The organism is Pseudomonas sp. MPB03 (assembly GCF_046605385.1).
Taxonomy (GTDB): domain Bacteria; phylum Pseudomonadota; class Gammaproteobacteria; order Pseudomonadales; family Pseudomonadaceae; genus Aquipseudomonas; species Aquipseudomonas zanjanensis.
Map to the genome: position 1 here is coordinate 3,534,002 of NZ_CP176770.1, position 20,799 is coordinate 3,554,800.

A 20,799-nucleotide genomic window follows, 5' to 3' on the forward strand; every position below is an offset into this window, starting at 1 on the left:
GCCCGCACAACCCCTCTTTTCTCCAGGAGCTGTACCCATGCCCGCCGCCAAACTGCTAAGTGAACTCAAGTCCCTGGGCGTCGAACTCTGGCCCCAGGACGGACAACTGAAATTCCGCGCCCCCCAAGGCCTGCTCAATACCGAGCGCCTGGCACAACTGCGTGAGCACAAAGAACAGATCCTGCACCTGCTCGAAACACAGGAACGGCCACTGGTACAGGCTGACCCGGCGAACCACCACGCGCCCTTCCCGCTCACCGACGTGCAGAACGCCTACCTCCTGGGCCGCCAATCTTCCTTTGGCTACGGCAACGTCGCCTGCCACGGTTATCTGGAACTGAGTTGGCCGCGGCTCGATCCGCAGGGGGTGGAACAGGCGTGGAACCGTCTGATCGAGCGTCACGACATGCTGCGCGCGGTGATCGCCAGCGAGGGTTCCCAATGCGTCCTGGTCAATGTTGCCCACTACTCGCTGGCCGTCGCGGACTTGCGCGGCGTCACGGCTGAACAGCACCGGCACGGCGTGCAACAGATCCGCCAGGCCATGGAGCAGAAGCTCTACCCCACCGATCAATGGCCGCTGTTCGAATTGCGCATGAGCCGCAGCGACAGCGGCGACACCCTGCATTTCTCCATGGATTCGCTGATTGCCGACTGGGCCAGCGCACAGTTGCTGTTCAACGAGTTGGAACAGTTGCTGGACGATCCCCAGGCCCCCCTGCCGCCCCTGGACATCACCTTCCGCGACTACCTGCTGGCGGAGCGTGGCTTGCTCGAAGGCAGCCGCCACCAACGCGACCGTGAGTATTGGCTGGGGCGCGTCGATGACTTGCCCGCCGCGCCGCAACTGCCGGCGCCCCTGAGCGGTGAAGACACGGCCCCGCCGCGCTTCCAGCGGCATTCGGCCCAGCTCGATCAGCAGCCATGGAACGCCCTGAAAAAAGCCGCCAACGAACGCGGCCTGACCCCTTCCATTGCGGTCCTCGCCGCCTACGTCGGAACCTTGCAACGCTGGAGCCAGCGCCCTGCCTTCAGCCTCAACCTGACGCTGCTCAACCGCTTGCCACTGCACCCGCAAGTGGATCGGCTGGTGGGGGACTTCACCTCCGTGAGCCTGCTCCAGGTCAACGATCCTCAAGGCCAGGACTTCACCCGGCAGGCCCGGCAACTGGGCAGCCAACTGTTCGCCGACCTGGAGCACCGGCTGTTTTCCGGCATTGAAGTGATGCGTGAAATCGGCCGTCGGCGTGGCCGTGAAGCCGCGGCCATGCCGGTGGTGTTCACCAGCGCCATCGGCCTGGCGATCGAACCCCTGGCGGCCAGCCAGCGCCGGGTGGGCCACGGCATTACCCAGACCCCGCAAGTCACCCTCGACTGCCAGGTGATGGATGACCGTCATGGTTTGCACATCCATTGGGACGTGCGCCAAGGCGTGTTCCCCGACGGCTTGGTCAACGACATGCAGCAGGCGTTCCTGGCGCAGTTGCAGCGATTGGCCCTGGACCCGGCCGCCTGGGAACAACCCATGCAGGTGCCGCTGCCGGCCTGGCAACAGCGAGAGCGCCTGGCGGCGAATGCCACCGCCGCGCCGCTGCCCACCGGTCGCTTGCACGACGGTCTGCTGGCCATGGCCAAGGCACATCCGCAAGCGTTGGCGGTGATCGATGCCAACGGCAGCCTGACCTATGCCGCGCTCGTCGAGCGCGCGTTGGCCGTCGCTGCCACCCTGTGCCAGGCCGGTTGCGGCGCCCAGGAACCGGTGGCGATCCTCATGCCCAAAGGCCTCGACCAGGTCGTGGCGGCCTACGGTGTATTACTTGCCGGGGCCGCCTACCTGCCACTCGATAGCAATGCCCCGGCCGCCCGCCGCGACCGCGTGCTGCGCAGCGCCCAGGTGCGTCATGTACTTGGCCAGTCCCAGAGCCTGCCCGATACGCCGCTGCCCGATGGGTTGCACTGGCATGCGGTGGATTGTCTGGCGCCAGCAGCGGCCGACTTCCAAGCGGTTGACAGTAACCCCGATGACCTCGCCTACGTAATTTTCACCTCTGGTTCCACGGGCGACCCCAAAGGCGTGATGATCAGCCATCGCGCAGCCCTCAATACCGTGCAAGACATCAACCGGCGTTTTCACGTCAACGCCAAGGATCGCGTGCTGGGGTTGGCACAGTTGAGTTTCGACCTGTCGGTGTACGACCTCTTCGGCCCCCTCGCCGTGGGCGGCGCGCTGGTGCTGCCCGACCCGGCACGCGGCGCCGACCCGTCGCACTGGGCCGAACTGGTGCAGCGGCATCAGGTGACGCTGTGGAACTCGGTGCCTGCGCAACTGCACATGCTCGCCCACTACCTGCATGCCGAGCCCCGGCCACTGGACAGCCTGCGCCTGGCGTTGTTGTCCGGTGACTGGATCCCGCTGAACCTGCCGCCGCAACTCCAACAACTCTTGCCCGGCCTGGCCCTGGTGGGTCTCGGTGGCGCGACCGAAGCCTCGATCTGGTCCAACCTGCACCCGATCGACGAGATTGACCCGGCCTGGCGCAGCATTCCCTATGGCCTGCCCTTGGCCAACCAGGGCTTTCGCGTGCTCGACAGCCAATGGCGCGACGCCCCGACCTGGGTGCCTGGCGACCTGTACATCACAGGGGTCGGCCTGGCCAACGGTTACCTTGGCGACCAGGCACTGAGCGACGCGCGGTTCTTCGCCCATCCCGTGGATGGCCAGCGCCTGTATCGCACCGGCGATCGGGGTCGCTACCTGCCCGGCGGCGAACTGGAGTTCCTCGGCCGTGAAGACGGCCAGGTGAAAATCCGTGGGCATCGCGTTGAACTGGGTGAAATCGACGCTGCATTGCTCGCCATCCCCGGCGTGGACAACGCAATCAGCCTGGTCACCGGCGAAGCCACCGGGGAGCGCAGCCTGCTGGCCTTTGTCACTGCCGCGCGGACATCGCCAACACCGTTGCCGGACGCGTCCTTGCTCACGACGATCAATCGTTATGCCGACAACCAGGTCGGCGCCTTTGACGCCCAACAGGTTGGCGAATACCAGGCAGACCTGAGTGCCGCGGCGTTGAGTTCGATGCTGGAGGTGATGCTCAAGGCCGGCTTGTTCAGCGGCGAGCTGGCTGAACCCGATGCCCCGGCCATTCTCCACGCGTTGCAGGCACAGCCGCGCCATCACTGGCTGGTGCGCCGCTGGTTGGGCGCGCTGTGCGAGGCGGGCCTGCTGCAACTCGAACAATCGCGCTATCGCCTGGCGCAACCGGCACCCGAGCCGGCGCTGGCCTGGGGCCGGGTGGAACAGGCCGTCGCCTCGGGGCTGTGCAGCCAGGCGCTGTTCGACTATCAACTCAACCACGTCTGGCAATTGCCGCCGTTGCTCAAGGGCGAGGTCAACCCGTTCGACCTGCTGTTTCCCCAAGGCCAACAGGATCTGGCATTGCAGCTGTACGGCGGGGACGCCGTCTCGCGCTACAACAATCACAGCATCGCGGCCCTGATCAACCGCCTCGCCACCCACCATGAAGGCGACGGGCCGCTGCGCATCCTGGAGATCGGCGCCGGCACCGGGGCCACCAGCGCGCCAGTGATCGGCCTGCTCGATGGCCTGGACGTCGATTACCTGTTCACCGACATGACCGCTTTTTTCTTGCCGGCGGCCAAGCAACGGTTTGCCGAGCACGCCTGGGTGCGCTACGGCGTGCTCGATATTGAGCAGGACATCCGCCCCCAAGGGCTGGCCAGCAACAGCGTCGATGTCGTGTTGTGTGCCGGCATGCTCAACAGCGTCAAGGACATCGACAAAGCCCTCGGCCAAATCACCGAGCTGCTCAGCCCCGGGGGCTGGTTGGTGTTCAGCGAACCCACCGGCGAATGGCCGCCGATCCTGTTGACCCAGGGCTTCATGATGACCCCGGTCAACGACGACCACGACCTGGGCCGTAGCGGTCTACGCGACGCACAGACCTGGCAGGCGCGAATCCAGGCGTTGGGCGGTGAATGCCTGCCCGCCCTGCCCCAGGCCGATCACCCGCTGGCGGCCCTCGGCATGCAGGTGTTCGCCGCCCGTTTCAAGGCCGGGTTCCAGCGCCTGGACGTCGACAGCCTGCGCCGCGCCCTGGCCCAGCGCTTGCCGGAATACATGCTGCCGGCGCACCTGCAAGTGCTCGACCGCTTGCCACTGACCGCCAATGGCAAGGTCGACCGCAAGACCCTGGCCGGCTTGCGCCCCGCCGTTGATGCCCACGTGTCCGCGGGCCAGGCGACGCCGACCGATCCCCTCACCGCCGAGCTGTGCCGGCTGTGGGCCGAGGCCTTGGGATTGACGCAAATTGGCGTCGACGACAGCTTCTACGAAAAAGGCGCCGATTCACTGATCCTCGCCCGTGTCGCCGGTCAACTGCGTGAACAACTGCCCCAGGCCCAGGCCTTGAGTTACGACACGCTGCTGCGGCAGATGCTCAACGAGCCGAATGTCACCGCCCTGGCGCGCCTGCTCAACCACGGCGAAGCCGCGCCAGTGCCCACGGCGGCGGGCGGCGAAGCCCAGCGTGCCTCCAGCAGCAATGCGTTGGTGGTGCCGTTTGGCGGTGGCGAGGTCGGCCCGGTGCGGGTGATGTTCCACGCCGCCCTCGGCACCTTGGATTACTTCCAGCATTTGGGGCGCGCCCTGGCCGAGCAACAGGCCGGCCCGGTGATCGGCTTTGCCGTGGCCGACACCGAGCGTTACCTGGCCCTGGAGCCCAAGCGCCTGATCGAAAGCGTGGCCCAGGATTACGCAGAACGCTTGATCGCCGACGGTCACCAGCGCTTCCAGCTGATTGGTTACTGCCTGGGCGGGCTGCTCGCCACCGAGGTCGCCCGGCGTCTGCTCGAACGCGGCATGGACGTGGTGGACCTGAGCCTGATCGACAGCATTCCGATGTTCATCGACACCGACGAAGAGCTGGCCTACGAGGCGATCTTCGTGCCCAACCTGAACCTGGATCCGGTGAAAACCGTGTTCGGCCCGCACATCGAAGACTATGACGTGTACCGCGCCATCGATCTGCTGATGGCCCGTGACAATCGCCGCGTGCCCGCCGGGGCCATGGCTTCCTTGAGCGGCGACCCGGGCCTTGAAGCCCTGGCGCTGGCGGTGAGACAACAATCGGCGCGCAGCCAGGAACAACGCCTGGCCGAATATGCGCGCCTGGCGTCGGGCCAGGCCGGGGTGCCCATCGGCCCGGAGCTGGTGCCGACGTTGTTCCGCGTCTGCCGCCACAGCATGCGCGCGGCACGGTTCGACCCGCCGCCGTTCCTCGGCAACATGACCTACCTGCGCTGCCTGGAGCAGCAATCGTTCGGCATCACCGGCGGCGTTGGCCACCTGGCGGCACCGTTCTGGGAAGACACGTGCCTGGGACGATTCGACTTGATCGATGTGCCGGGCAATCACTTCAGCGTGATCGAACCGCCTCACGTCCACACCGTCACCGCGCACCTGCTGGACGCCCTACGGAAAAACTCATGACCGCCGCTCTGGATACCCTGAAACGTCCGGTCAACCGCCTGATTCACTTAGGCGTAGCGTTTGCCGCGGTCGGCGCACTGGTCAACCTGGTGCCCTTCATCGGCCTGACCGAGCTGGGCCGGTTGCTGCTGGCCGGTGGCGTCGACACTCAAGCCTTGTGGCGCTGGGCGGCGCTGGTGGTGATCGCCTTGAGCCTGGGCTGGGTGGCCAACGGCGTGGCCCTGTGGTTGACCCACCTGGCGGACCACCGCCTGCAAGCCAGCCTGCGCGAAGCCATGGTGCGCAAACTGGGACGCGTGCCCCTGGGCTGGTACACCGACACCACCTCGGGCGCGGTGCGCAAAGTGGTGCAGGACGATCTGGAAGACCTGCATCACCTGGTCGCCCACCACGCGGTGGAACGTACCGCGGCCATCGTCATGCCCGTGGCGGGGCTGGTGTGGCTGGTCACGCTGAACTGGCGCCTGGCGCTGCTGGCGGTACTGACCTTGCCGGTGTATGCGCTGGCCTACGCCCTGATGATGCGCGGCTTCGGCGCGAAAATGCAGTTGCTGGACAAGAGCATGAGCCGGGTCAGCGCCGCCATCGTCGAGTTTGTCCATGGCATTGCCGTGGTCAAGGCGTTCGGCCAGGTGGGCCAGGCCCATCGCAGCTATCAGCAGGCGGTCAACCAGTTCAGCGAGCAATACGCCGGTTGGGTCAGACCGCTGCTGCGCCTGGAGGCGTTTTCCTCGATGGCCTTGAGCGTCCCGGTGATTCTGCTGGTGAGCCTGGGGGTGGGCACCTTGCTGTTGGCCAAAGGCTGGATCACGCCGCTGCAATTGTTCGCCGAGACCTTGGTGGCGGTGGTGATTCCGCAGTCGCTGTTGGTGATCAATCAAAGCCTGACCGCCCAACGCACCGCCCTGGCGGCCGCCGACCGCATCGAAGTACTGCTCAAGGTCGAAGAACTGCCCGCGCCGAAAGTCGGCCAGCAGCCCCAGGGCAGTGACATCACCTTTGAACATGTGCAGTTCGGCTACGACCCCGAGCACCCGATCCTCAACGGTGTCGACCTGCACTGTCCGGCTGGCAGCGTGACCGCCCTGGTCGGTGCGTCCGGTGCGGGCAAGTCGACCCTGGCCAAACTGGTGCCGCGCTTTCACGACGTCAAGGCTGGCTGCGTGCGGGTGGGCGGCGTCGATGTGCGGGACATTGATCCGCGCCAGCTGTATCGGCAGGTCGGTTTCGTCTTGCAGGACGCGCAACTGGTGCATGGGACGGTGGCCGACAACCTGCGCCTGGGCCGCCCCGAGGCCAGCGACGCGGAGGTGGAGATGGCGGCCCGCTCGGCGCAGATTCACCTGCGCATCGAGGCCCTGCCCCGTGGCTATCAGTCGGTGATCGGCGAGGATGCGATTTTCTCTGGCGGTGAAGCGCAACGCCTGTCCATCGCCCGCACGCTGCTGGCCGACACGCCGGTGCTGATCCTCGACGAGGCCACTTCCCACGCCGACCCCGAATCCGAAGCGTTGATCCAGGACGCCCTGTCGGCCCTGGCCCGGGGCCGTACGGTGCTGGTGATCGCCCACCGCCTGGCCAGCATCAGCGGCGTGGACCAGATCGTCGTCCTCAATCAGGGCCGCGTGCTTGAAAGCGGTCGCCATGAATCCCTGCTCCAAGCCAACGGCGCCTATGCCCAGCTGTGGCGCGCCGGCGCCAAGCACTCCGTCCCCGAGTTGGAGATGTCCCTGTGATCCGCAGTCTTGTCACGTTACTGGGGCCGGCGCATGCCGCCCGCCTTTACCGATACCTCGCGTGGCTGGTGACCAGCGCCGTGCTGCAAGGCCTGGCCGTGGCTTTCCTGGTGCCGATCCTGCGCGCGCTGTTTGCCGGTGATCCAGCCACGGCGCTGGCTTGGCTGGCCGGCCTGGCGGCGATGGCCGTGCTGACCTGCATCGCCCATTACCAGCAGGCGATGAAGGGCTTTGCCCTGGCGCTGGTGGTGCTGACCACCCTACATGATCGCCTCGGCCAACACCTGGCCAGCCTGCCCCTGGGCTGGTTCAATTCGGAAAAAATCGGCCGCCTGTCGCGCAGTGCCACCAGCGGCACGTTGATGGTCACCGGCCTGTTCGCCCATTACCTGGGGCCGGTGGTGTCCGGAGTGGTGGTGCCGGCCACAGTCGCGCTGACCTTGTTCATCTTCGACTGGCGCCTGGGCCTGACCGCGGTGCTGTGCGCGCCGCTGATCTACTTCACCCACCACTGGTCCGCTGCCGCCATCGGCAATAACGACGCCCGGGTCGAAGCCGCCGCGACCGTGGCCGGTAACCGCGTGGTCGAGTTCGCCCGCTACCAGCAAGTGCTGCGCGCCTTTGGCCGGACCCAGGATGGCTACGCGCCCTTGCAGGCAGCCAACCTGGCGCAGAAACAGGCCGGTGGTTCGATGTTGGCCCAGACCTTTCCCAAACTGCTGGCCGGCGGCCTGACCGTGCAATTGGCCTTTGCGCTGCTGGTGGGTGTGGGCGTCGCCCTGGCCGTTCGCGGTGACATCGACGCCATTCAACTGGTCGCGTTGCTGGCCCTGGCGGCCCGTTTTGTCGGGCCACTGGCCGAGGCAGCGGCGCGCAGCGGCCTGCTGCGCATGGCCGGTAATGACCTGGAGCAACTGGTCGGCATCCTGCGCGAGTCGCCATTGCCGCAACCCACTGTCAGTCAGCCGTTGACCGCCCCCGGCAGCTTTGCCTTCGAACACGTCAGCTTCGCCTACGCCAGCGGCCCGACGGTGCTGCGCGACCTGAGCTTCACTGCACCGGCCCATTCGATGACGGCGATTGTCGGCGCCTCGGGCTCGGGCAAGACCACCGTCACGCGCCTGCTCATGCGGTTTTTCGATGCGATCGAAGGCAGGGTCAAGGTCGGCGGCGTCGATGTGCGCGAACTGTCCAACGAAGCGTTGATGGCGCAATTGTCGCTGGTGATGCAGGACGTCTACCTGTTCGACGACAGCCTCGAAGCCAACATCCGTGTCGGCAGGCCGGACGCCAGTGCGCAGCAGGTGGCTGAAGCGGCGCGACTGGCCGGCGTCGATGAAATCGTCGCGCGCCTGCCCCAGGGCTGGCGCACCCCGGTGGGAGAAGGCGGCGCTTCACTGTCCGGCGGGGAACGCCAGCGGGTGTCCCTGGCCAGGGCCTTGCTCAAGCGCGCCCCAATCGTGCTGCTGGATGAAGCCACTGCCGCCCTGGATCCCCAGAACGAAGCCTTTGTACAAGCGGCGATTCGTAGCCTGAAGCAAAGCTCGACCGTATTGGTCATCGCCCATCGCCTGCCGACCATCATGGCCGCCGAGCAGATTCTGGTGCTGGACCAGGGCCGCCTGGTGGAATCAGGCACTCACTCGCAACTGCTGGCCCTCGATGGGCGTTACGCCGGGTTCTGGCGTGATCGCCAACGTGCCGGCGGCTGGCGCCTGAATGCGCAGGCCCAGCCATGCTGATCGGGGTGCTGGGTGCCAGTGGCGATGTCGGTCTGGCCAGCGCTCGGGCGCTGTTGAGCTTGGGCGTGAACGAACTGCGCCTGGGCGGGCGTGACGCCCGCAACGGGGCCCGCTGCCTGGCATCGCTCCAGCAGCAATGGCCCGACGCGCGCCTGCACTGGACCGCGGTGGACTTCAATGATGCGGCTGCCCTGGCCGGGTTCGCCCATGGCTGCGACGTAATGCTCAACTGCGCCGGTCCTTCTTGGCGATTGGAAGATCGGGCCGCCCGGGCGGCGTTGCAAACCGATGCGCACTACGTGGATGCCGCCGGTGAGGTGACACTTGAGCCGAGCCAGTGGCACCACCGTTGCGCCGTCCTCGGAGCCGGTCTGCAACCAGGGCTTACCGGCTTGCTGCCCCGTTGGCTGGCCCAGCAGGCCTTCTCTGGAGTCCAGGGACTGACCAGCTATTTCGGCCTGCGTGACCAATTCACCGCCGTGGCCGCGGACGACTTCCTGCAAGGGGCGGTGGACGGCACCAGCGAACCCCTGGCGGCCTGGCGCAACGGCCGTTGCAGCCGCGCGCTGCGCCGCAGCCGGGATGTGCTGCTGCCGTGTTTCCCCGGCCAGGTTCACTTGCTGCCCTATTTGAATCGGGAAGGCGAATGCCTGGCCATGGACCTGCGCCTGGACGTCGGCCATTGGTTCAACGTGATCACCGATGGACATGTGCTCAAGACGCTGGACCTGGCCCACAGCCTGCCGCGCGCCGATGCGGTGCAGCGGTTGTGCGAGGCCAGCCGGCTGGACCTCAGTGGCCAGGCCCCTTTCGTCACGTTGCTGCTGCAACTCGACGGGGTGTGGGACGGGCAGGCACGCACCCGCAGCCTGGTGCTCAGCGGCACAGGCAACGCGTCGCTGACCGGAGCAATGGCCGCCGCCACGGTGGTCAGCGTGGCGAACGGTGAGATCAGCACTGGCTGCCATTACGCCGCCCAGGTGTTGCCACCCGCCGCCAGCCTTGAACGCCTGCAACGCACCTCGGCGATCCGTGCCCTGAATCTGCTGCCCGGCCCGCTCGATCACCTGCACACCGTTGAAGAAGGTTGCCTATGAACAGCGCCCTGAATGAACTCGAACACGTGAGCCTGGGGGGGATGGCCCAGGTGTTGCTGCACACCCAGGCTTTGCCGGTGCAAGTCTGGCGCAGCGCCGATCAGATCAACCAGGCCTTGGGCACGGCGCCCCGCCATGCCTGGATCGTGCGGCGCTGGCTGGCGGCGCTGACCCGCGCCGGTGCGCTGCGCGAAGACGCCGGACGCCTCGCCTGGCAAGGCACGCCACCCCCGGCCGCGGTCGAAAACTTGCCCGGGCTGTACGCCGAACTGGGCTTCCCGGCCAGCATGGCGCCCCTGCACCGCCAGGTCATCGAGTGCCTGCCCGACCTGCTGCGCGACCAACTCGCCCTGGCACCGTTGTTGGTGCAATCGGGTGACCCCGTCGCGGTGCTGGGCGCCTACCAGCGCAACCACTTCACCGCGGCGATCAATCAAGCCCTCGCCGCACGGGCAAGCGAAGTCCGTGCCCTCGGCGATGTACTGCGGGTGCTGGAGTTGGGCGGTGGCGCGGCCTGCACCACCCGCGCCGTGCTGGCAGCATTGCATGCGCGCGAAAAGGACTATCGCTTTACCGACATCAGTTCGCTTTTCACCGGGGCGGTCCAGCGTGAGTTTCGCCTGGAACCGGGGATGCACGTCGGTTTGCTCGACCTGGACCGGGACTTCGCCGAGCAAGGCATCGAGGCCCGCAGCCAGGACCTGGTGGTCGCTGGCAACGTCCTGCACAACGCCCGTGACTTGCCCCGCAGCCTCGGGCGGATACGCGCCTGCCTGCGGGACGGCGGGAGCTTGTTGTTCAGTGAGTCCATCGCGGACAACCCGGCGATGCTGACCTTCATGCACCTGCTGCTGTCGCCGCCCGCCGGTGCGCCGTTGCGCAGTGCCGATGAAGTGTTCATCCCGCCTGATGCATGGCGCCAGGCCTTGCAGGCCCAGGGTTTCCAATTACTCGAAGTTTGGCCCGCGGCCACCGACCCGCTGGCGGCCGCCGGGCAACGTTTGTTTCACGCCGTAGGAGTTTCATGATGACGCTGCACGTTGACATCCTGCTGATCGAGCTACCCGCCGGCGCATTTCCCTGGCATTTACCGGCCCTGACGGACCTGGGCATACATCAGCGCTCCCCGGCACGCCTGTTGGCGGTGATCGAACGCCAACGCCCCGCCGTGGCGGTCATGAACGCCGAACAGCTGGAACGGCTGCTGGACTTCCCCGCGTTGCCATTGACCGACCTGAGCTACCTGGAACAGGTGCTGTTCATCACGGCGCAACCGGGCGACTGGCAGCTGGCCGAGCGGGCGGCGGCACAGCTCAATTGCGGCGTCCAGGGGTTTACGGATGCCCTCGGCGAATGGCGCGACCTGGCCAGCGTCAAGTTCGAACATCAACGTTGGCGTGAGCGGGCCCTTGGGCATCCCGACGTGAGCAGTGTCGCGCTGCACGGCCAGACCTTGTTCGCCGTGCCTCACCCTTGCGAGGCCGCCTGGGTCGAGGACCACCTCGATGCGACCGAAGCGGCCCTCGACCTGCAGTTTTCCAGCGAGCAACTCGTCGAAGCGGTACGGCTCAATGATCGGCTGGGCCACGCCGCGTTGCTGTCGATGCTCAACGGCCTGGACCATTGTGGTCTGTTGCCCGCCCCGTTGAACGATGTCGCCCAGGGGCTGGCCCATGGGGGCATCGCGCCGGGTCATCGGCCGTTGATCGCGCGCTGGCTGGACGTGTTGCAGGGGCAAGGTCTGTTGCGCCGCCAAGGCACCCGCCTGCACCCGACCCTCGACACCAGCGCCTGGAGCGACGAAGCCCTCGAAGGCATCTGGACGCAACTGACCCTGGACTGGGCGCGCAACACCGGCGGCAGCGGCACCCTCGACTATGCACGGGACAATGCCCGTCAATTACCGGCGCTGATGCGCGGCGACTGCGCGGCGGTGCACCTGTTGTTTCCCGAGGGGCGCACCGAACGCGCGGCAGCGTTGTACCGCGAAAGCCTGGCGGCCCAGTACCAGCATCGCGCCGTAGCCCATTGGGTTGGCGCCTGGGCCGCACGCCAGAGCGCCGATGTGCCGTTGCGCGTGCTCGAAGTCGGTGCCGGCACCGGGTCCACCACCCAGGCGGTGTTGCCGGCCTTGGCCGATGCTGCGGTGGACTACCTGTGCACCGACGTGTCGCGCTATTTCAGCGAGCAGGCCGCCGAGCGCCTGCAAGACTGGCCGTGGGTTCGCCACGGCGTGTTCGACATCGACCGCCCTGCCCTGGCCCAGGGTTACCGCAGCCAGGAGTGGGACCTGATCATCGCCGGAGGCGTGCTCAATGCCGCTCGCGATACCGAGCGCTCCCTGGCGAACCTGCTCGTCCTGCTCAAGCCAGGCGGCTGGCTGGTATTCAGCGAACCCACGCAAGAGGAATTCTGGGTGATGGCCTCCCAGGCCTTCATGCTCAACCAGGCCGACGATGAACGTCAGGTCAGCAGCACCACCTTCCTGAACCTCACCCAGTGGCAAACCGCGCTGGCCAGGAGCGGATTCCACGGCAAGCGCAGCCTGCCCGCCGTCGGACACCCACTGGCGCGCCTGGGCCATCGCGTCTTCGTCGCCCAGGTACCCACCCATCGCCTGAGCCGCGCGGCACTGGCCGCGCACCTTGAAGAGCCGGTCTTGGGTCTTGAACTACTCGACCAATTGCCCGACGACCCTACGCTGGCCCAGTGGGCTCGCCTCCCGGAGACTTGCCCATGAACAGCGCCCCTGCGCGCAAACGCGTGATCGTGGCCGGCACCGCGTTCGGCCGCATCTACCTGCAAGCCCTGGCCCGCGCCCACGATCGCTACCAACTGGTGGGCATCCTGTCCCGCGGCAACGCCTACTCGAAAGCGTGCGCCGAGCATTACGGGGTGGCGCTGTACGAGACCGTCGAACAGGTGCCGGATGAGGTCGATATCGCCTGCGTGGTGGTGCGCTCCGGGGCAACCGGGGGCGCTGGCGGTGACTTGGCCCAACAGTTCCTGCGCCGCGGCATCCACGTATTGCAGGAACACCCGGTGCACCACCGCGAAATCGCTGCGTGCATGCAGGCCGCGCGCCAGGGCCAGGCCGCCTATGCGGTGAACACGCTGTACCCGAATATCCTGGCGATCCGGCGCTTTCTCGCCGTGGCCGCCTACCTGCGCGATCAACAGGGGCTGGCGTACATCGAAGCCGCCTGCAACAGCCAGGTCGCCTACCCGCTGCTGGATATTCTCGGGCGCCTGGCCGGTGGCCTACGGCCCTGGTCGTTCGCGGCCCCGGCCCCGGCGCTCGGGGAGCATCCGTTCACCCGGCTCGATGCCCGTTTCAATGGCGTCCCCATCAGCTTGCGAATACAGAACCAGGTGCACCCCAAGGACCCGGACAACCACTCGTTCCTGCTGCATCGCCTCGAAGTCGGCTGCGAAGCCGGGGTGCTGAGCCTGGGCGACACCCACGGCCCTGTGCTGTGGAATCCGCGCCTGCACGCACCGAGGGACAGCACTGACCGACTGATCATGGCCGGCCCCGGCAGCGAACGGCTGGCCGGGCCAACGATGGTGCTGCTCGATCCGCAGGTACCCCTGAGCTACCGGCAGGTGTTCAACCAGGTCTGGCCCGACGCGGTCAGCGTCGCCTTGGACGCGTTATGCCGCGACATCGACGAACCTTCGCGGCGCCTGCACAGCGGCGTCTGGGCCACCGAGGTGTCCATGGCCTGGCGCGAAATGAACAACCTGATCGGCATGCCCACCTTGATCGAGCCACCCGTGCCCCGCGCGCTGCCCCTGGCCGAACTCCAGGCGCTGGTCGACGCCGTGCAACCCCCTTGCGGTGACGACACCGCCCAACTGCTCGGAGCGCTGCCGTTTTGAACACTGCCCAACCTTTGTCCAATTGCAGCCACGTGTTGCTGTGGGTGCGCGACTTGCACCAGGCCGTGGCGAATTTTCGCGCCGCCGGTTTCGAAGTCACCTACGCCACTGCCGAGGCGCGCGCGCAACACGCGCACATCTGGTTCAGCCAGGGGCCGATCATCGAGTTGCTCACCACACCGCGTCACGCCTGGCTGTTCAAGTGGCCCATCGACTGCCTGGCCGGCCGTGGCGCCGGGCGGCGGATGTTGCGCTGGGCCGCCCAGGGCGAAGGGTTCTGCGACCTGGCGCTGCTGTGCGACACCCCGGCCCTGGCGCTGCGCCTCAAGGGCCTGGCGGGCTGCGGCGTGGCCATGGGTCGCACGGTGAGCTGGCGGCGTACCTGCGTGGATGGCCGCCAGACCCGATTTCGTTTCGTCTATCCACGCCACGACCGCCTGCCCTTCCTGGTCACGCCCTATGAGCCGGCCCAGCATCCGCCCCAAATGATTCACCCCAACGGCGCCACGGGCCTGGCGGCAATCCACATGGGCGTCCATCCCGCCGACCACACCGCCCTCAGCTTGCTGACCGGCGACGACCCGTTGCTGCGTATCCAGGCGGCCGAATACACCGGCGTACAGGCGGTGCGAATCGCCGGCCTGGCGCACCCGCTGATTCTGCACGGCGCCCGTTTACTGGGTTGCCCGACCGTTCAAGGAGATTGCCATGCTTGATGGATGCACCGACTGGCCCGACGACTTCATTCGCCGCTATCGCGAACACGGTTATTGGCAAGGCGTGCCCCTGGGCCAGCTGTTGCGCGAGCAGGCGCTGCGCACGCCGCACAAAGAGGCGCTGGTGGATGGCCATCGACGTTGGCGTTACGCCGAGCTCGATCTGCAGGCCGACCGCTTGGCCGCCGGGCTCGCCGACCGAGGCCTGCGCGCTGGCCAACGGGTATTGGTGCAACTGCCCAACATCGCTGAATTTTTCAGCCTGACGTTCGCCCTGTTGCGCCTGGGCGTGATTCCGGTGTTCGCCCTGCCCGCCCATCGCGAACATGAACTGGTCCACTTGGCCCAACTGAGCCAGGCCGTGGCCTATGTGATCGTCGATCGGCACCTGGGCTTCGACTATCGACCGCTGGCACGGGCCCTGTGTAAACAAGCACCGAGCCTGCAACAGGTCTTTGTGGTCGGGGCGGCCGAGGAATTCGTCGCGCTGGGCGAGTGCGTTGCCGACTCTCGTCCGCTGCCCGCGCCAGACTCACGGGAAGTCGCCGTGCTGCTACTGTCAGGAGGCACCACTGGCCTGCCCAAGCTGATCCCGCGCACTCATGACGACTATGCCTGCAACGCGCGCCTGGCAGCCCGCGCCTGCGGCTTCGACAGCCACACCCGCTATCTGGCGGCGTTGCCCGTGGCCCATAACTTCCCCTTGGCCTCACCCGGCGCATTCGGGGTGTTCGGTGTCGGCGCCACCCTCGTGCTGGCGCCGGAGCCCAGCCCGGACACGACCTTCGAACTGATCGAAGGCGAACGCATCACCCACACCGCGTTGATCCCGCCGCTGGTCCTGCTGTGGCTGGAGATGGCGCAATGGTCCGAACACGACCTGAGCAGCCTGCAATGGTTACAGGTCGGTGGCGCGCGGCTCAAGGCCGAGATCGCCGCGCGTATCGGCCCGGCCCTGGGCTGTGGCCTGCAACAGGTCTACGGCATGGCCGAAGGGTTGCTGTGCTTCACGCCGCTGGATGACCCACAAGCACGCATCTTCGAAACCCAGGGCCTGCCGCTCACCGCCAACGATGAGATCCGCATCGTCGACGCCGATGACGTGCCGGTCGCCCCAGGCGCCGTGGGCGAACTGCTGGTGCGCGGCCCCTACACCATTCGCGGTTACTACAACGCCGCCGAACAGAATCTGCGCGCCTTCACCGCCGACGGTTTCTACCGCAGCGGCGATCTGGTGCGGCGTTTGCCCGAGGGCCATTTGATCGTCGAGGGGCGGACCAAGGATGTGATCAATCGCGGCGGCGAGAAAATTCCGGTGGAGGAAATCGAGAATCTGTTGCTGGGCCATCCGTTGATTCGCGATGTCGCCCTGGTGGCCTTGGCCGATGAGCTGCTGGGTGAGCGCAGTTGCGCCTGTGTGCTGGCCCATGGCGAACAGGTCGAACTGGGCACGATCAACGCCTGGCTGCGCGAGCGTGGACTGGCCGCCTACAAACTGCCGGACCGCTTGCAGGTGCTGCGCGAGTTCCCGCTGACGCGCCTGGGCAAGGTCAACCGCAAGGCCCTGGCGGAACAGGTGCAGGCCTTATGAGCAGCGAAATGTCACCGTGGTTACGCGTGCTGCGTCAGGGCGACCAACCCCGGGCCCGCCTGGTGTGCCTGCCCCACGCCGGAGGCAGCGCGAGTTTCTTCCGTCCTTGGCTGACGCACCTGCCAGGGGATATCGACTTGCTGGCCGTGCAATATCCCGGACGAGAAGAACGGTTCAATGAGACGCGTATTGCCTGCCTGGCCCGCCTGGCTGAACACATTAGCCAGGCCCTGTTGAGTTTGCCCTCCCGCCCGCTGTGGCTGTTTGGCCACAGCATGGGCGCGGCGCTGGCCTACGCCGTCGGTGTGCAGTTGGAGGCGGCAGGCGTCGGTGCCGAGCATGTGTTTGTCTCGGCCCACCCGCCCCCGCATCGGCAACCAGTCAGTGACCTGCACCGCCAGGACGATGCCGCGCTGATAGCCGACATCCTGCGCCAGGACGCCGAGGCCACGAGCCTATGGGGCAACCCGCAACTGCGCGGGTTGTTCCTGCCGACCCTGCGCAGCGATTACCAGGCCATCGAAACCTGGCAACCGGCGCGGCTTGATCGTTTGGCGGCGCCCATCGACGTACTGCTGGCCCGGGCCGACACCGATGTCAGCCTTGACCAGGCCCGGGCCTGGGCGGACCTGAGCGAACACACCCCGGATATCCGCCAGTTCGACGGCGATCATTTTTACCTCAAGCAACAGCCGCGCCCCGTGATCCATCACGTGCTGCAACGCACGGCCTACCTTCAAGGAGACTCGGTATGAAAACCCCGGAACACTGCACCGGCCTGCCGGACATTCGCCACGCCATCGACACCCTCGACCGGCAGATCATCGATGCCCTGGGGCTGCGCATGCAGTACGTCAAGGCGGCCTCGTCGTTCAAACCCGACCAGGCCAGTATCGCCGCACCGGACCGCGTCGCGGCGATGTTGCCACAGCGCCGGCAGTGGGCGCAGGAGGCCGGGCTGGACGGTGAATTCGTCGAGGGTCTGTTCAATCAGGTCATCCACTGGTACATCGCGGAACAAACGGCGTTCTGGCTGCAAAAAAAGAGCGCGGCCGTATGAACGAAGCAGCCTTAATGAGTGTGTTCGAAGCTGCGCACCAGCTCGCCCTGAAGCATCAGCGGCCCGTTGTCGCCGTGAGTTCGCGCCCCGCACCGAACCTTGATCCGTTGGCGCTTTACGAAACGCACCGGCAGGGCTTTTTCTGGCGTGCTCACTCGCCGGACCTGGCTCTGTTCGGTCTGGGCTGCGCCTGGCAGATCGAAGCCACGGGCCCCCAGCGATTGGCCGAGGTGAACCGCCAATGGTTCGCGCTGTGTGCCGACGCGGTGATCGACGGCCCCCATCCACCGCTGCTGCTGGGCGGCATGCGTTTCGACACGCAACAACCTTGCGCGCCGCATTGGGCGCCGTTCGCCGATGCCAGCTTTCACCTGGCCCAATGGCTGCTCAGCGAAGACAGTGACGGCCGCTGGCTGCGTTGCCAGTGCGTGGTGGACCCCGGCAGCGATCCGGCCGCATTGGCGCGCGCCAGCCTGGCCACGCACCAACAGCTTTTCGCGTCGCCACGCTCGCTCGCATCGCACCCGGAGGTGATCGAACGCACTGCATTGCCCGCGCCCCAGTGGCAAGCCAAGGTCGCCAACGCCTTGCAGGCCATCGACAGCGGCGAGCTGAGCAAAGTGGTGCTCGCCCGCCATATTGAATATCAGCTGGACGCCGCCCTCGATAGCGGCGCCGTCATGCGCCGGCTGCACGAGCGGCGCAACTCATCCCATCTGTTCGCCTTGCACCGCGCAGGCAGCTGTTTCATGGGGGCCACCCCGGAGCGGCTGCTCAGTTGTCGGGAAGGCCACCTGAGCACCCATGCCCTCGCCGGTAGCGCGCGCCGCGCCCCAACGCCCGAGGAAGACCAGCAAGTGGGCGCAGGCTTGTTGGCGAATCCCAAGGAACTGCATGAACATCAATTGGTGGTGCAGACCATCCTGCAAGGCTTGAGTGGCATCGTCAGCGACCTGCAAGCGGCCACCCGACCCGAACTGCTGAAACTGGCCACGGTGCAGCATCTGAGCAGCCCGATCAGCGCCCGGCTAGTGGAGGGGTGTAGTTTGCTGGACGGCATCCAGGCCTTGCACCCCACCCCAGCGGTTGGAGGTTTGCCAGGGGCGACGGCCATGGGCTTCATTCGCCGGCACGAGGGCTTCGACCGCGGCTGGTACGCCGCGCCCGTGGGTTGGCTGGACTCCCGGGGCAACGGCGATTTCCTGGTGGCCCTGCGTTCGGCACTGATGACGCCTTTGCATTGCCACTTGTTCGCAGGCTGCGGGATTGTCCAGGGGTCTCGACCGGCCGATGAGTACGAGGAAACCCAAATCAAACTAGCGAGCATGGAGCAGGCCTTGCACCTCGCTCCACGCTAACGGCGAGCCAATGATGAACCGGTGGCCAGAGATTGCTCCCGCTGGGTTCCGTAGGAGCTGGCGAAGCCTGCGATCTTTTGATTTTGATCTTTCCCTTGAGACTCAAGTGCCGGGGGAAAGATCGCAGCCTCGCTTCGCTCGACAGCGCCTACAGGCCCAGCGGGAGCAATCCCTGGCCACGGGTTTGTCGATTGCCTTAAGTGAACAGCGTTACCGTACACGCTCAAAGACGATGTGCACCTTCGCCCCATCGGGACGGCGAAAGTCTTCCACCATCCGGTCGCCGTCGACCTTCAACTGCAGGTCATCCCGGGTACGCACAGCGCCCACCCAGTTCGGGAACGTAGACCCTTTGACAATGTTGCCTGAGAAATCACCGTTCTGGTCGACGGTATATCGCCCGAAGAAACCGATGCTCCCCGCCATCGCTGCCCGGTTTTCCTCATCGGTGCCTTCACCACGCACATTGGAACGAAACACCGGCACGCGGGGGTCAGTGAGCACTTCGACAAACGTCAGTTCTGGGGTGAAGACGAGCCAGCCATGAGGGTCGGGGCCGTAAGCATCGGCCTTGCTGCCCTGGCTCTCAACGGTTGCACTGACCATGCGCCATGTCCCGACCAAAGCGTTTTCTTTGCCCGTAAACACGCTGGAGCATGCCGATAAGGCAACGATCGCACCGACTGCCAGTACCTTATCTTTCACACTCATCCGCATCACCTTTCACTCGCCGCAACAACGCCATGGACAATAGAGTGGGATTCCTCCTGGTCGGCTCGGTCTTTATCCCTGGCCGCGATGACCGCCAAGCGCTGTTCCCTGGAAGCGGCATAATCGGCCTGTCGTCCCAGTTGCCAACCCAAGTAGCCCCACAGCAACGCGCAACCCGCGCCCACCACAGCGACCGGGCCGGCGCCTTGCCCCAGCAGGTCAAGCAGACTCTTGATCCAGCCGCTCATGGCGTCACCCGCGCGATAGACCACGGTGTCGATGAAGTTCTTGGCCTTGTATTTACTCTCGGCATCCAGTGGCGCGAACAGCATTTCCCGGCCCGGTCGGACGAACGCGTACTCGCCGATCCGCCGCACGATCATCAGCGCCACCAGCAGCGCGAACCCCGGCGCCAACGCCAGGCCCAGGAAGCCGATGCACATCAGCAGCGGCACGATGGCCAGCAAGGCGCGCACCCCCAGCTTCGGCGCGATACGGCCGGTGATGAACAGCTGGAACAGCAACGCCCCGGCCTGCACGACGATGTCGATGGTGCCGAAGATGCGCACTTGCGCTTCGCGATCCGGATAATGCTCGGCCACCAGGCGCGCCTGCTCGAAATAGAGAAAAGTGCTGACCGTCGCCAACAACACGACAAACCCGGCAATGCCCAACAGGTAAGGCGACCCGAGCACGGCCGTCAAACCGCTGAACGGGTTGCCCTGCAAGGGCTGCCGGGGATTTTGCGTCGGCGCGGCGCCAACACGGCCAGCCCCGCCCTTTTCGCGCCATGCCATCAACGCCCGTTTCAACACCAGCGTGACGCCGAGCAACAAGGCCGCCAGAAACATCAACCCCGAAGCGCCGAGCGCACCGATGAGCAACGCGCTCAGGGCCGGCCCCAACAGGCCGCCGACGCTGGCGCCTGCGGCGATGAAGGCAAACAGACGCTTGGCCTGCTCGCTGTCGAATACATCCGCCATCAGGCTCCAGGCCACGGAGACGACGAACAAGTTATAGACCGAGATCCAGACATAAAAGACCCGGGCCAGCCAGACGCTGTCCGGCTGGAACTGGAACAGCTCGACGAACATCAGCAGGTTGAAGCCGAAGAAGCCGTACACCCAGTCGATCAGGCGCAGGCGCGGTACTCGGGAACTGAGCCAGGCGAACAACGGCACGGCCGCCAGCATGACCAGGAAGGTCGCGGTAAACAGCCATTGCAAGTTCTCCACTCCCGCCGCGATGCCCATCGATTCACGGATTGGGCGCAGCATGAAGTAACCGGTGAAGAGGCAAAGGAACAGCAGGAACCCGCACAGCGCCGGACGCAACTCACCGTCGCGGGCGTTGAGGGCGAGACTCAGCCGGTGCAAATAGGAAGGCGCACTCAT

General features: G+C 66.2%; 14 protein-coding genes. 12 read left to right on the plus strand and 2 right to left on the minus strand.

What is annotated here, in order from left to right; translation table 11 throughout:
- Positions 1 to 37: 37 nt before the first annotated feature.
- Genes ACLH0I_RS15650 through ACLH0I_RS15705 form a run of 12 tightly spaced genes read left to right on the plus strand, consistent with a single transcriptional unit; the run spans position 38 to position 18,694 of the window.
- Entirely contained in the window at positions 38 to 5,512 is a 5,475-nt protein-coding gene (locus ACLH0I_RS15650) for an amino acid adenylation domain-containing protein (RefSeq protein WP_411384677.1), read from the plus strand.
- Positions 5,509 to 7,248 (plus strand): ABC transporter ATP-binding protein, encoded by a 1,740-nt coding sequence (locus ACLH0I_RS15655; protein WP_411384678.1) that lies wholly within the window; start codon positions 5,509 to 5,511, stop codon positions 7,246 to 7,248. The genes ACLH0I_RS15650 and ACLH0I_RS15655 overlap by 4 nt, the downstream gene beginning before the upstream one ends.
- Complete coding sequence (locus ACLH0I_RS15660) at positions 7,245 to 8,990, plus strand: ABC transporter ATP-binding protein (protein WP_411384679.1); 1,746 nt, start codon at positions 7,245 to 7,247, stop codon at positions 8,988 to 8,990. The genes ACLH0I_RS15655 and ACLH0I_RS15660 overlap by 4 nt, the downstream gene beginning before the upstream one ends.
- Positions 8,984 to 10,087 carry a saccharopine dehydrogenase NADP-binding domain-containing protein gene (locus ACLH0I_RS15665; protein WP_411384680.1) on the plus strand — a complete coding sequence of 368 codons (1,104 nt, stop codon included), beginning with the start codon at positions 8,984 to 8,986 and terminating at the stop codon, positions 10,085 to 10,087. Before ACLH0I_RS15660 ends, ACLH0I_RS15665 begins: the two co-directional genes overlap by 7 nt.
- Positions 10,084 to 11,115 (plus strand): class I SAM-dependent methyltransferase, encoded by a 1,032-nt coding sequence (locus ACLH0I_RS15670; RefSeq protein ID WP_411384681.1) that lies wholly within the window; start codon positions 10,084 to 10,086, stop codon positions 11,113 to 11,115. The genes ACLH0I_RS15665 and ACLH0I_RS15670 overlap by 4 nt, the downstream gene beginning before the upstream one ends.
- Complete coding sequence (locus ACLH0I_RS15675) at positions 11,115 to 12,827, plus strand: class I SAM-dependent methyltransferase (RefSeq protein ID WP_411384682.1); 1,713 nt, start codon at positions 11,115 to 11,117, stop codon at positions 12,825 to 12,827. The genes ACLH0I_RS15670 and ACLH0I_RS15675 overlap by 1 nt, the downstream gene beginning before the upstream one ends.
- The gene (locus tag ACLH0I_RS15680) at positions 12,824 to 13,969 is read left to right on the plus strand and encodes a Gfo/Idh/MocA family oxidoreductase (protein WP_411384683.1); all 1,146 of its coding nucleotides are present in this window, start codon (positions 12,824 to 12,826) and stop codon (positions 13,967 to 13,969) included. Before ACLH0I_RS15675 ends, ACLH0I_RS15680 begins: the two co-directional genes overlap by 4 nt.
- Positions 13,966 to 14,685, plus strand: a complete 720-nt coding sequence (locus ACLH0I_RS15685; RefSeq protein ID WP_250963828.1) for a VOC family protein — start codon at positions 13,966 to 13,968, stop codon at positions 14,683 to 14,685. The genes ACLH0I_RS15680 and ACLH0I_RS15685 overlap by 4 nt, the downstream gene beginning before the upstream one ends.
- Positions 14,678 to 16,276 carry a (2,3-dihydroxybenzoyl)adenylate synthase gene (locus ACLH0I_RS15690; RefSeq protein WP_411384684.1) on the plus strand — a complete coding sequence of 533 codons (1,599 nt, stop codon included), beginning with the start codon at positions 14,678 to 14,680 and terminating at the stop codon, positions 16,274 to 16,276. Before ACLH0I_RS15685 ends, ACLH0I_RS15690 begins: the two co-directional genes overlap by 8 nt.
- On the plus strand, positions 16,273 to 17,031 hold the full coding sequence (locus ACLH0I_RS15695; RefSeq protein ID WP_411384685.1) for a thioesterase II family protein: 759 nt from the start codon (positions 16,273 to 16,275) through the stop codon (positions 17,029 to 17,031). The genes ACLH0I_RS15690 and ACLH0I_RS15695 overlap by 4 nt, the downstream gene beginning before the upstream one ends.
- Complete coding sequence (locus ACLH0I_RS15700) at positions 17,028 to 17,336, plus strand: isochorismate lyase (RefSeq protein ID WP_411384686.1); 309 nt, start codon at positions 17,028 to 17,030, stop codon at positions 17,334 to 17,336. The genes ACLH0I_RS15695 and ACLH0I_RS15700 overlap by 4 nt, the downstream gene beginning before the upstream one ends.
- Entirely contained in the window at positions 17,333 to 18,694 is a 1,362-nt protein-coding gene (locus ACLH0I_RS15705; protein WP_411384687.1) for an isochorismate synthase, read from the plus strand. Before ACLH0I_RS15700 ends, ACLH0I_RS15705 begins: the two co-directional genes overlap by 4 nt.
- 210 nt (positions 18,695 to 18,904) lie before the next feature.
- Here the strand turns inward: ACLH0I_RS15705 and ACLH0I_RS15710 are convergent, their stop codons facing one another.
- Positions 18,905 to 19,405, minus strand: coding sequence for a lipocalin-like domain-containing protein (locus ACLH0I_RS15710; RefSeq protein WP_250963833.1), 501 nt, complete (start codon positions 19,403 to 19,405; stop codon positions 18,905 to 18,907).
- 5 nt (positions 19,406 to 19,410) lie between these two features.
- Positions 19,411 to 20,799: an NTP/NDP exchange transporter gene (locus tag ACLH0I_RS15715; protein WP_411384688.1), complete on the minus strand. Its 1,389-nt coding sequence runs from the start codon at positions 20,797 to 20,799 to the stop codon at positions 19,411 to 19,413.